10 protein-coding genes are annotated in these 12,258 nt (G+C 45.9%); 8 read left to right on the top strand and 2 right to left on the bottom strand.

The features are described from left to right. The first annotated feature begins 482 nt into the window (after positions 1-482). The gene (locus PHG53_07115; GenBank protein MDD5381390.1) at positions 483-1,274 is read left to right on the top strand and encodes a PEP-CTERM sorting domain-containing protein; all 792 of its coding nucleotides are present in this window, start codon (positions 483-485) and stop codon (positions 1,272-1,274) included. 99 nt (positions 1,275-1,373) lie between these two features. On the opposite strand, the gene PHG53_07120 is transcribed toward PHG53_07115, so the two are convergent. Further along, the gene (locus tag PHG53_07120) at positions 1,374-1,832 is read right to left on the bottom strand and encodes an N-acetyltransferase (GenBank protein MDD5381391.1); all 459 of its coding nucleotides are present in this window, start codon (positions 1,830-1,832) and stop codon (positions 1,374-1,376) included. 110 nt (positions 1,833-1,942) lie between these two features. Here PHG53_07120 and PHG53_07125 point away from each other — a divergent pair, with 110 nt between their 5' ends. The 4 genes from PHG53_07125 (at position 1,943) to PHG53_07140 (ending at position 6,057) form a co-directional block, all read left to right on the top strand. Then, positions 1,943-2,434, top strand: a complete 492-nt coding sequence (locus PHG53_07125) for a beta-hydroxyacyl-ACP dehydratase (GenBank protein MDD5381392.1) — start codon at positions 1,943-1,945, stop codon at positions 2,432-2,434. 26 nt (positions 2,435-2,460) lie between these two features. Further along, positions 2,461-2,856 carry an acyl carrier protein gene (locus PHG53_07130; protein MDD5381393.1) on the top strand — a complete coding sequence of 132 codons (396 nt, stop codon included), beginning with the start codon at positions 2,461-2,463 and terminating at the stop codon, positions 2,854-2,856. A gap of 224 nt (positions 2,857-3,080) precedes the next feature. Further along, on the top strand, positions 3,081-3,515 hold the full coding sequence (locus PHG53_07135; GenBank protein ID MDD5381394.1) for an NUDIX domain-containing protein: 435 nt from the start codon (positions 3,081-3,083) through the stop codon (positions 3,513-3,515). 37 nt (positions 3,516-3,552) lie between these two features. Then, a complete protein-coding gene (locus PHG53_07140; GenBank protein ID MDD5381395.1) occupies positions 3,553-6,057 on the top strand; it encodes a RyR domain-containing protein in 2,505 nt (834 codons plus the stop codon). A 760-nt stretch (positions 6,058-6,817) separates the two neighbouring features. On the opposite strand, the gene PHG53_07145 is transcribed toward PHG53_07140, so the two are convergent. After that, complete coding sequence (locus PHG53_07145) at positions 6,818-8,812, bottom strand: TIR domain-containing protein (GenBank protein MDD5381396.1); 1,995 nt, start codon at positions 8,810-8,812, stop codon at positions 6,818-6,820. 294 nt (positions 8,813-9,106) lie between these two features. Here PHG53_07145 and PHG53_07150 point away from each other — a divergent pair, with 294 nt between their 5' ends. The 3 genes from PHG53_07150 to PHG53_07160 are packed head-to-tail and all read left to right on the top strand — an operon-like array spanning position 9,107 to position 12,258. Next, positions 9,107-9,610 carry a beta-hydroxyacyl-ACP dehydratase gene (locus PHG53_07150; GenBank protein MDD5381397.1) on the top strand — a complete coding sequence of 168 codons (504 nt, stop codon included), beginning with the start codon at positions 9,107-9,109 and terminating at the stop codon, positions 9,608-9,610. Further along, positions 9,610-10,926, top strand: a complete 1,317-nt coding sequence (locus PHG53_07155) for a beta-ketoacyl-[acyl-carrier-protein] synthase family protein (protein ID MDD5381398.1) — start codon at positions 9,610-9,612, stop codon at positions 10,924-10,926. Before PHG53_07150 ends, PHG53_07155 begins: the two co-directional genes overlap by 1 nt. A 6-nt stretch (positions 10,927-10,932) precedes the next feature. Then, positions 10,933-12,258: a beta-ketoacyl-[acyl-carrier-protein] synthase family protein gene (locus tag PHG53_07160; GenBank protein MDD5381399.1), complete on the top strand. Its 1,326-nt coding sequence runs from the start codon at positions 10,933-10,935 to the stop codon at positions 12,256-12,258.

Consider the following 12,258-nt stretch of genomic DNA (forward strand, 5'->3'; position numbering starts at 1 on the left):
CGTTCTTTTGTTACGGCCGTAAGAAGGAGGTTGAGAGTGGTGATGCGGAGGAAAAAGCATTCCGTTTATAAGCCCATATGTGCGGCGACCGTGCGCACATCTCTTTTATCCCATAAAACTTCAACTATCCTTAACACATCCGGATAATATTTTTGAGAAGAAGAAAACTATCAAAAACTAAAAGAAGAGGTTGAGAGTGATGGAAGGCAGGTGGAGTGAGAAATTCGAGGCACTGGTCAGGATGTCTTGGTTTTCTTCCGATTTCCCCATTTTCTTTCAGCAGCTTAATTTCTTCGGTAAAGGATACTTGAGATTTTCTGGAGGAGTAGAGATGAAAAAAAAGGAATGACAATTTGTGCGGTTGGAACAATGGTAATGGTATGCGCGTTACCCGCAATGGTGACGATAAATGACTGTCCCTATTTTTCAAAAGGCAAGAGAAACAGGGGAAATAAACTAAATTTAAATGAAGGAACCATATTATGTCTACTCGACGAAGAAAAAATTATTATATTGTGCCTTCCCTTGTCATCAGTATCTTAGTTGTGATGGCTCTTCCTGCACCTGCCTTATGTGAAACCTTAACTACAGAAATACTTATCTCAGGCACGATCAATGGTGAAGCCTTGGCCGGGACCGGTACAAGCATTTTGAATTTGGACAACGGCTATGCGAATACAACGATCCAGTTTACCTCGATTCCCACATCTTTCGACATAGTCGCGTATGGAAAGTCGTGGAAGACTAAGCATCATCCGAAGAAGCCCCCGGTATTTGCGTTAGCCGCCAACTTTGATGACTTGAGTCCAACCGGTTATAGTTTCGAAACCACTATTATGTATGATGGCGGATTAGGCATACTTGTTAACACGGGGCAGGTAGTGCCGACTGCTTGGAACGAGGACCGCTACGAACTCGATGTCCAAGGGACATATTCCGGCTATTTAGGTGGTGTCGGCATCCAAGCATTTGGTGGAAGATTTGAGAACGTGATTAGTGTACCAGGCGATATATTCATGACAGATACTGAAGTTATCGACTTCGGCAACGGCAATACACTCGGTCTCACGGAAACTGGGACTTTTACGCTTTTCTCAGGGGCGACTCTGCCGGTTGACCCGCAATTCTTGATTTTTGATGAGGTGATCGTTTCATTCGATCCCAGTAGTGGGATATTGAACCTAGATACTCAGGCACTGTTTGTGCCCGAACCCACTACACTTTTTCTGTTTGGTTTGGGCGGTTTGCTGTTTCGCAGAAGAAAACGTGCATAAGTTCTGACTTTGTCTGTTTTCAGTTAAGACAAATAAGAAAATAAAGGGCGTCGTAAAACTGCGACGCCCTTTTTACTTAAACAGTCCTTCGAGATACGATTAACAAGATAGGGTCTTAATAACCGCTATTTCATCGCAATTTTGCTGCTTGGAGCATCTGGCACAATCGCTCCAGACCTTCATAGGCAGTTTGTCCATTTGTATCACTTCAAAGCCAAGCTTTTGAAAGAACTCAGGATATAATGTAAGAGCAACAACCTGCGGTGCGCCGAGCAGAACAGCTTTTTCAACAGCGGCCGCCACGAGCGATTTGCCAATTCCCTTATTGGTGTTTGCTTCCTCGACTGCCAGCGATTTTATCTCTGCCAGGTCTGACCATATTACCTGCAGGGCGCAGCAGCCCACCACCCTGCCGTCTAATTCAGCAACCAAAAAAGATTGCAGGTTCTCGTAAATGTCAGCCATTGGCCGGAACAGCATCTTATTCTCTTCCGCATAAAAATTAATCAGAGAATGAATGGCTTTGGCATCGGTAATTTTTGCACTGCGTACCTTCATAGATAAAAAGTATATCCAATCGTGTGCTATTTTCCAACATTAATCTTGTTGGAAACCCGGTCAGATGCGGGAAACACCAAAAAAGAAAGGAAAAAAGACTGGAAAAGAGATTGCTTATAGTTACAATGGCCGGGATTATGAGATTTATACTCATTGATAAGGTTGTTTTGCTGGAAACAGGCAAAATGATAAAGACGGTCAAGGGCGTTTCTCTGGCCGAAGAATATCTGGCGGACCATTTTCCGACATTTCCGGTGCTGCCGGGTGTGTTTCTACTGGAAGGGTTGATTGAGTCAGCGTCTTGGCTGGTCCGGGAGGCGGAAAATTTTGCCCACAGTATGATATTGCTTGAAGAAGCGAGAAATGTAAAGTATAAGAGTTTCGCGGCGCCCGGTGCCCAGATAGAATATACAGTCCAGGCAAAAACACTAGAAGAGAACATCAGTGGTTTCGCCGGCTTTGGTGTGTCAGGCGGCCAGCAGATTGTGGAAGCAAAATTTGGATTAAGACACTTTAACCTTGCCGATAAGGATTCCGCGATGGCGGCGACCGATGCGAAAATAATCGAAAATATGAAGAAACGATGGGAACTGCTAAGATAAATCGTAGTTGCTGGAGGTAAAAAACTATGGCAATGAGTCGGGATGAGATTTTTCAGGAGGTTCAGGAAGTTCTGGTTGATGCGCTGGGGGTTGACAATGATGAGGTTACGACCGGTGCAACCTTGATGGGAGATTTGGGAGCTGAAAGCATTGACTTTCTGGACATAGTATTCCGATTGGAAAAGGCGTTTGGAATAAAGATTCCGCGAGAGGAGCTGTTTCCTGCCGAGAGTCTGATGAGTAATCCCGCGTTTATCAGTAACGGGAAATTGACCGGGGCAGGACTGGTTGAGTTGCGGGAGAAAATGCCGCATACCGACCTGGCCACATTCGAGAACGACCCGGATATCAATAAGCTGGGCGATTTGTTTACTGTCGGTGCGATTGTAAATTACATAGATACTAAGCTGAACGCTGCGTAAAATTTTCGACACGGACTTGTCCGCTACAGGCGGATTTTAATTTGATATTATTTCTAACGTCAGGTTCACACTGTTAACCATTTGTATGATGCAACGCGGAATATCTAAGCAAACAGAGAGGCCTTGGCTGCAATTAGAAGTTAGTAGATGCCGCGTGCTGCAACCTTTAGAATATATATGTTTATTAACACATAATCCGAAAAGCATTTATTGGAGCGTTTTTGATGTCGGAAAAGCCTTTTGCGTTATCAGTCAAAGTCGTGATACTTGATAAGAATGGCCGCTGTCTGCTTTTAAAGCGGTCGATGAGCTCCAAGTATAATAAAGGCAAATGGGATCTTCCTGGGGGTAAAGTCGATACAAACGAGGATTTTGAAAAAGCATTACTTCGCGAAGTGGCAGAGGAAACAGGTCTAAAAATATCACTGGAAAAAGTAGTCGGTTCAGCTCAATCCGAAACTCCCACTAAAAAAGTAGCATACATAATACTGGAAGGAACGATTATTTCCGGTGAAGTTAAACTCAGTGATGAACATAATGAATACATCTGGGTCGATCAGAGCAACTTGGCAAAGATGGACCTTTGTAAACAGTTCTACCACTTTGCTAAGATATATAGCGGTTCGTCTTCGGAACAGAAACGGGACTCGTTCGATTGATATTGTAGTATAAAAGAGAATCGTTCAGGAGGTATTTATGCCGCTGAGTGATAGTAAACTTACCAACGAAGAGTTGGTTCGGAAAAAAATCAAACGGTATGCCAAAGAAAGACCTCGCTATAACAAATATGCGGAAATTCTTAAAGTGATTTTGGAGAAAGCTGCTAATCGATACGCTCCATTGGCTATTATCCAAGCCCGAGCAAAAACAGTAGCCAGCTACGCAGAAAAAATACTGCGTAAGATTGAGAGGTACCGACTGACAGACAGTGACGGCAATCCACTTCATCCTGTAACCGATCTCTGTGGAGCCAGGGTGGTTACTCATACTTTATCCCATGTAAAAGCCATGTCCAGATTTATTGAAGAACACTTTGAGATTGATAAAGAAAATAGTGTTGACTTGGCTAAGCGTCTTAGGGCTAATGAATTTGGATATTTATCAGTTCATTATATTGTACGATTCCGGCGTGGTGTTTTCCCAACAAAAGAGATACCTATTAAGATTCCCATGGATGTCTATAGGCTTAACGCAGAAATTCAGGTCAGAACACTTCTCGAACATACGTGGGCGGACATCGAACATGGCCTGCTTTATAAGAGCAACATTAACACCCACAAAAAATGGGAGCGTGAATTTGCTCGTCTCGCGGCGATTCTCGAAGATGCAGATAAATCTTTCGAAAGGCTTGAAGCAGCTATCAAGGACTATAGTAGCAATTACATTGCATATATGAATAGACAAGAGATCAAAAAGGAAATGGCTATACAAGACATCGTTTTGTCGGTAGCTCCTAAAGATGTTGAGGTTGCACATCGTATAGCCAAGCTTGCTATGTGTTTGGGGGATTGGCAGAAAGCAATTAGAACACTTAGGCCGTTTGAAAATCTGGATGTCGGGCCTATACTGCGTGACCTTGGCATTTCAGAGTGTAAGTTATATAAGAAAAATAGCAGAAGGTTTCAGTTAGGACAGAAACGTATAGAAAAAGCTATCGAACTTAATCCCACAGATTCCGATGCTTTGTCGGCACTTGGCGGCACATGGAAAAAAATCAGCGGGAAAAAGGCAGCGGCACAATACCGGCGTGCTTATGAAATAGTTCCGGATGATCCTTATCCACTCGGCAATTATCTAGAATACGAAATCGCCAAAAGCAAGAACCTTAGTCCCGTTTCGCTGGCTAAGCCAAGTTTAATCAATGCCATTAAAAAATGCTGGAATCAAATTGATATTGGTGTAAATATACCATGGGCTTATTACGATATGGGAAAGTTCTACTTATTGCTCAATGAGCCTTATAAAAGTTTAGATATGTATGCAAAGGCAGTACAACTTAGCACCTCTGCATTTATGATTGAGATATCATTGAATTCTTTAAATAAAGTTGCTGTTGTCAGGCGATTCCTTACAGGATATGAATGGGTATACAAACTTTTACAGCTTTCTTTAGCAGCCAAATACCCTAAAAAGACAAGTAAATATGTGCTCCAAGTGTTAAAAAAGAGGGCTTCTGGACATGTTCACAAACCTGTGGTGATAGTTGCTGGCAAATGCGCTTCGAGTATGCAAAAAGAACTTCGGAAATATAGGAATATCCTTTTCAATGCCTTTCGAAAATTTAAGGGTGTGGTAATATCGGGTGGTACGACATCTGGCATTAGCGGATTTATAGGAGATATAGCAGGAAAGCATCCCAATACCATCAGGGCTATTGGTTATATCCCTCGGAGACTGCCGAAAAATACAAGATTGCACAAACGCTATAGCAGAGTACGCCATACTAAAGGTACAAACTTTAGCCCCCTTGAATCCCTGCAAAGCTGGACGGACATTATTGTTTCAGGAATTGACCCTGCAAATGTTAAGGTTATCGGCATAGGTGGAGGTACGATAACAGCATCTGAGTATAGGATTGCATTAGCTTTAGGGGCAAAGGTCGCTGTTCTCGACGAGAGCAGTGGCGAAGTCGCAAAAATTATCCAAGATGACCAATGGAACACATGTAAAAATCTTTTACCTTTACCTGCCGATTCAACAACCATCGGCACTTTCATAAGATATGATATTCCTAAATTACCTTCTGGTGTACGAGATACCATTGCGATGGCTATTCACCGACAGTACAGACAGGACCAAATTGGAAACTTGCTTACGGAAAAACCTTCGACTTCGGAATGGAGCAATTTACCAGAAAATCTCAAAGAGTCTAATCGGCAACAAGCGGACCACATATTCGAAAAGCTCGACAGTGTCAGCCTAACCGTTCATAAAGTTAGGGGACGCGGAATTAAACTGCTGAAGTTCAGCGATAAAGAAGTTGAGATTTTAGCAGAAATGGAGCATGCCCGTTGGAACATTGAACGTATTCTGGACGGCTGGAAATTGGGGCCAGAAAAAGACCTTAATAAAAAGGTTAGTCCATATCTGGCACCTTGGGAGAAACTCCCTGAGGACGTCAAAGAGTGGGATAGGCAGACCGTTCGAAAAATCCCGGAATATCTGGCCAAAGTAGGCCTTGAAACTCGTCGGAAGTCATAACGAATTAAATTCCAGTAAACGATCAAGGATTGAGATTTCTTATGAGGCGGTTTAGAAGCCAAGCAGTTTTTTTATCCATTGATACCGCCGGTCCAAGTAAAAGCCTGCCAGTAAGAGCAACATCACAATGGTATATCCTGGTGCCTTATCGAAAACTGTCCCGCATATAACTGAAAGGATATAAACCGTCAGGACAATTCTCTGCACAAGTCGCGTAATTTGGAGCCCGGAACAATGATTTAAACAAGCTAGTAACATATATATGCTCATCCCGAACTCTGTCAGAATACGAAGCATACGCGGCATTTCCTTAAAATATTCAACACTAACAATGCTCTGCGTGCCCGAATAGTACCCAATCAGTTCCGCACATCCAAGTAAAAAAAAATGCAACCAACTCCACCCATAGCCCACGCTAACAATTGAGCAAACAAGGCATAGCGTTTATCCAGCAAGATTAAGGCGTAACTCAATAACCAGATTAAAAATGAGATTGCGAAGATTACTTCCAGCAATAATTTCACTGTGGGGGTTCGAGCAAAGGACCAAAGAGATACAAGCGACCACACTCCGCATCCAACTCCAGTACCAGCAAAAATATACGCTAGGAACTCACCCCAAGCACCAGCCTCTTTTTGTAGATGACGCACATTTAGATGCCACCGGCAGTACTCCTCGCCTTCTATGGCAAGTCTACTACATCCTCGGACACCATAATTCTCACCGCATTGAAACCTCATTGTAACTTTCCTCGATTAATTCAACCACTCAATCTCTGCTTCTCGGCTTCAATCGCCTCTTTGAAGATTTCCTTAAGCCACTTCAATGCTCCGGTTTCTTTGGATTTTCGGAAGAGTTCATCTAAATACCGTTTATCCGCGCCTCTTTGGGAAATCTCTACAAGCAGCGCCTTCCGACGACGCCACTTCACATATAAGAATGGAGAAAGCCCCGCTAGAATGAAACCGAGAATCAATCCAAGTGCTCCAACAAATCGCGCAAGCTGGTATCGCATGGCGTTTTCGGTTTGAGAAGCAAGCTTCTCGACTAAGCGAACCAGGTAAAATTTACCCCGTACTTGAAATACCTGGTCACATGTCGCTCCAGGAAGCGTTTTCTCAAGGACACTCTGGAGCCCTTCAATTACGCCAATTCCAGGCACTGGAGACAGTGGTGCTATGGGCTTATCGATAACACCTCCAACTGCCGCTGTTTTCAGATCCGTCGATAATTCTTCAGCGACCTTTGAGAATCCTTCACCCTTCACGATTCTCTGCTTGGCCATTTCTGCTGTGTCCCTGCTGTCAACCTGAATCACGGCAAGCTTATATGAGGGCTGTCCTTTGTTGATATTATGGTAACCAAGATATCCAAAGCCGCCGATCATCACCACTCCGAGCACCAGCAGCATAAAGCCCGCCAAGCATTTGGATCGAAACCACCAGTTTCGCATCAGTTTCCGTGACAGATTGCGTTCCACGAGCACTTTGATGTACGGCCTGACCCATACATCAAGCTCGTCCGGCAGAAGTTTCTGATCGGTGCTCAAAAAGTGTTTATGGTGAACAGCCAAGACATCCTCGTACAAGGAAGTTAGTCCAACAAGATTGAAATCAAGGGTGCCTTTGTCCACATTTTCTCTTACTGTGGGGTCTTCACGTACAAAGGAAGCGTTCATGCCATCCCAGAGCTGTTTTGTCTTACCAGTGGCCATGTTAACTATTAGATGCATTGACGGCACATTGTTATCAGGATAGCGTTGTTGATGAATATTGTCTAAGCGAGACAAGTCACGTGCTAATTCGATGGTAGGACGGCAGATTACGTAACCGTAGCTGGCTAAGGCAAATCCTGCGCTTACCAAAGGAGTATCGTCCGCTGGTGAATCTATTAGGATTGCACCAATTGGCGCTGGTGCACTTCTTTGCATTGTTTCTTCGAGAATCTCCATAGCCGCAAGGTTTCTATCTTTCAGGCCTGCCACAGCTTCAAATCCTGGGCGGTTGTCGCTAGCATGTCGGCCCGGTATGAGAAAAATCTGCCCGAAGCGTTTCTCGTGAAGAAACGGTGGCGTAACTTCCCACATTCCCAAGTCTCGGTTGGACGCGATATTTCCTCCGGTTTTTGCGTATGTAGCATCCAATACAGTCCAAACACGTGGCCGCCGATTCGCACGTGGTGTCAGATAGCCAGCAATGCCGGCTGTGTTAGTATCCATATCAATAATAAGGACATTGGTACCCGTCATGGCTATCAGGTCGGCCGTAGCAGTGATGAATGTTGATTTTCCGACGCCTCCTTGCCTACCCATAACTGCGATAATTGGACAATCCTTGGCGGATGGAGTGTCATATAGTTCCCTTCGTATCCTTTCAACTAATTCTTTATAGGAATCTTCAAAACCTAAGAGGTACTCAAGTATTTTTTCTTGGGTTACCAGGATTATCTCAAGACCACTGGCAGAGCTCTTTGGGATAGCTTCTAAGAAAACGGGAATAATTCGAATTTCCCTTTCATCGGCCCGCAGCACTTCACGCCTTACAAATCTCGACTTTAGACCGGCTTGTGAGACAAAGACGATTAATACATCTGCTTTTGTCGTCTGAGCGGCTAATACCTCAAGAAAATCGTCTCCATATTTGCCTATCTTCCTATCCCAGAATACTTCAATATCAGGTTCATTCTCGAGACGAGAGACATACTTTTGAACTTTTTCTCGATCCTCATTCGCATAACTGACAAAGACATTTTTCATTCTTGTATCTCCGTTTCAGCAACTCCGCCTGTTCCTTTTGGGAATTTAACGAATTACCACCCATCCTTCGGATTTTAGCATCTTTTGCCATGTTTTTATCTGAATATCCGTGAATCGCTCTAAAACATTACATTATTAGTCTATTGTCTTCTCATTCTCTATTTTTGTCAATTCTTAAGGTCGAATAATGAAAAATTCGTTTTAAGCTGAAATGGTGTCTCTTTGTGACAATACGGAGGAATTTGGGCAAGTTTTGCTTGAAGAATTGTGGAAATTGTCTTATTATGACGGTTTATGCGCTGGATATGGATTGATAAATTTGTTGAGTTTCACAGCGGCGAGAGTGCTGTGGCGGTAAAAAATGTAACGCTCGCCGAAGAGCACTTACATGACCATTTCCCCGGCTTTCCTGTTATGCCGGAGAGTTTAATGATAGAAGCGATGGCCCAGACGTCGGGGATACTTGTCGGGGAGGCAAACCGTTTTAAGGAAAAGGTGATTCTTGCAAAGATAAAGAAGTGCGTCTTCTTCGACTACGTCAAGCCAGGCGATACACTAAAATTATATGCGAAGATTGAAAGCATCGCCCCCGAAGCGGCAAGCACAAGCGGCAGGATTACCTGTGAAGATAAATTGATTGCCGAGATAGATTTGATGTTCAGCCATATTGACCAGAACCTGGCCGGCAAAGAGTTCCCGAAAGAAAATTTCGTGTTCACTGACACGTTCAAATCACTTCTGCATGGCCTGTCTATTGATAAAGGTGATTCCGGCACGACGGAATCAGGACAAGATTGATGAATTCAGCCCGCGTAGTAATAACCGGTCTCGGTGCGGTAAGTCCCCTTGGATTGACCGTCAAACAAATGTGGGATGGGTTGTGTGCCGGCAGATGCGGGATAGGCAAAATTACGGCGTTTGACCCTGCTGGCTTCGACTGCAAACTGGCAGGACAGGTTCCCGATTATAAGATACAGCAGTACGTGCCCAAAAGCCATCGTAAGGCTGTCAAACTGATGTCCAAAGACATAGAGCTGGCAGTCGTTGCGGCAAACGAGGCCCTGACTGACAGCGGACTTATTACAAAAGGAATCGACCCGGAAAAGGTCAATGTTAACCCGGAACGTATGGCAGTCAATATGGGTGCCGGGCTTATAAGCTGTGACCTGATTGAGATGGCCCCTGCCGTGGCGGCAAGCATTACGGACGGCAAGTTTGACATTCGTAAGTGGGGTAAAGATGGTCTTTCGCTGGTGACGCCCTTATGGCTGCTGAAATACCTGCCCAATATGCTGGCCTGTCACATAGGCATCATTCACGACATACAAGGGCCGAACAATACGATAACCTGCGCGGAGGTTGCGGGACATATCGCGATAGCCGAAGCTGCGGAGGTCATCAGACGCGGCAGCAGCGACATTGCGCTGGCCGGCGGTGCGGAATCGAAGATAAATCCTGTATTGATAATGCGCCAGTGCCTGATTAAAAGAGCAACTACCCGGCATAATGATGACCCGGAAAATGCGTGCAGACCGTTCGACGCCGATGCAAGCGGCTCGGTGTTCGGCGACGGCGGCGGTGTCGTTATCTTGGAGAATCTCGATAACGCGGCAAAGCGCGGCGCAAAAATTTACGCCGAATTAGTCGGCACCGCTCAAAGCGCCTGTATAAACCCTGTATATGAGCATATCGAACCGGATGGCAAAGGTATTACTATCGCCATCGAAAAGGCCCTTGCCCAGGCCGACATTTCGCCTAAGGACATAGATTTGATAATCCCGCACGGCGTAGGTATTCCGCAGGATGACCTCGCCGAGGCCAGGGCGATAGAGGCCGCGATGGGACAGGAAGCAAAACGAATACCTGTCTGGCCGACGAAAAGTATGCTCAGTAACACAGGAGCTGCGTGCGGCGGAATCGATGTTGTCGCGGCGGTTTGTGCTATGCGGGATGGCCTGATACCTTCTGCGAAAAACTGCGAGAAAACGGCGGACGGATGTAATCTTAATATCGTTAAAGAAACAATCAAAGCCGACATCCGCTACGCGCTATGCTGCGGCTACACCTACGGCGGACAGACGGCAGCGGTTGTACTGAAGAAATTTAAGAATTAGATTAAAATGGCGCACAACGGAAAAAATGAGCGAGTAGTTATAACCGGAATGGGGATTATCTGCCCGCTTGGTCACGACGTCGAGACGATGTGGCAGGCTGTGCTGGCGGGTAAAAGCGGGGCCGCCAAAACTACCATTTTCGATGCCTCGACTTTCCCGACAACATTCAGCTGTGAGGTGAAGGACTACGATGTCGCAAAGTTCACGAAAAACCCCAATCTGCACAAGGAAGGTAACCGTGGCAGCAGGTTTGCCGTCGGAGCGGTGGCTCAGGCCTGCAAACAGGCAGGTCTGGATATCGAAACCGACAAGCCCTCGGACGGCATCGATCGAAAACGAATGGGGATATATCTGGGCGCTGGTGAAGGAGCGGCTAATCACGAGGCCTTCTTCGGCGCGATCGCGGCCGGATGGGATAATCAGGCAAACCAGATGGATTGGAAAAAGTGGGCTGATGTGGCCTCAGTAAAAATGAAAGCGATGCACGAGCTGGAGCAGGAGGCGAATATGCCTGCTGCCCATATCGCGGCACTCACAGGCGCTCGCGGCCCGACGAGAAGCTGTCTTACCGCCTGTGCGGCGAGCACCCAGGCCGTCGGCGAGGCGACGATGATGATTCGCAGGGGAGATGCGGATGTAGTAATCGCCGGCGGAGCCCATTCGATGATACACCCGCTCGGCATCACCGGCTTCAACCGCCTTACCGCCCTATCGACAAGAAACGACAGCCCCGAAACCGCCTCAAGGCCGTTCTCAGCCAGCAGGGATGGTTTCGTCATCGGTGAAGGCTCGGCGATAGTTATTCTCGAAAGCTTAATCTCTGCCAAGAAAAGAGACGCGAAGATTTTAGCTGAGGTCATCGGCTACGGCAGCAGTTCCGACGCCTTCAGGATTACGGATATGCACGACCAAGGCCGTGGCGCGGCTCAGGCGATAACTTGGGCGTTGGCCGATGCGGGAATCAGCTTTGCCGACGTAAATTACATAAATACGCACGGCACAAGCACCGCGGAAAACGACTCAATCGAAACCAAGGCCATCAAGGCTGTCTTTAAGGATAAGGCGAAAAGCACCCCTGTCAGCAGCGTCAAAAGCACCCTCGGACATTTAATCGGTGCCGCCGGCGCTTCGGAATTGATTACCTGCGTCCTCGCAATCCGTGATAATATAGTCCCGCCGACTATGAACCTCAACGACCCCGACCCGCAGCTCGATTTGGATTACGTTCCGAATAAGCCTCGAAAAATGCAGGTCGATATCGCGATGAAGGAATCCTTCGGCTTCGGCGGGCAGAATAATGTTGTCATCGTCAGGCGTTTCAGAGAAAATTAA

Source organism: Phycisphaerae bacterium, from assembly GCA_028714855.1.
GTDB lineage: Bacteria > Planctomycetota > Phycisphaerae > Sedimentisphaerales > Anaerobacaceae > CAIYOL01.

What these genes read in the sequence shown, in the direction of transcription:
- PHG53_07115 (MDD5381390.1), top strand. Translation starts at nt 483, where the DNA reads ATGTCTACTCGACGAAGAAAAAATTATTATATTGTGCCTTCCCTTGTC.
- PHG53_07135 (MDD5381394.1), top strand. Translation starts at nt 3,081, where the DNA reads ATGTCGGAAAAGCCTTTTGCGTTATCAGTCAAAGTCGTGATACTTGAT.
- PHG53_07120 (MDD5381391.1), bottom strand. Translation starts at nt 1,832, where the DNA reads ATGAAGGTACGCAGTGCAAAAATTACCGATGCCAAAGCCATTCATTCT.
- PHG53_07160 (MDD5381399.1), top strand. Translation starts at nt 10,933, where the DNA reads ATGGCGCACAACGGAAAAAATGAGCGAGTAGTTATAACCGGAATGGGG.
- PHG53_07145 (MDD5381396.1), bottom strand. Translation starts at nt 8,812, where the DNA reads ATGAAAAATGTCTTTGTCAGTTATGCGAATGAGGATCGAGAAAAAGTT.
- PHG53_07150 (MDD5381397.1), top strand. Translation starts at nt 9,107, where the DNA reads ATGCGCTGGATATGGATTGATAAATTTGTTGAGTTTCACAGCGGCGAG.
- PHG53_07130 (MDD5381393.1), top strand. Translation starts at nt 2,461, where the DNA reads ATGGCAATGAGTCGGGATGAGATTTTTCAGGAGGTTCAGGAAGTTCTG.
- PHG53_07140 (MDD5381395.1), top strand. Translation starts at nt 3,553, where the DNA reads ATGCCGCTGAGTGATAGTAAACTTACCAACGAAGAGTTGGTTCGGAAA.
- PHG53_07155 (MDD5381398.1), top strand. Translation starts at nt 9,610, where the DNA reads ATGAATTCAGCCCGCGTAGTAATAACCGGTCTCGGTGCGGTAAGTCCC.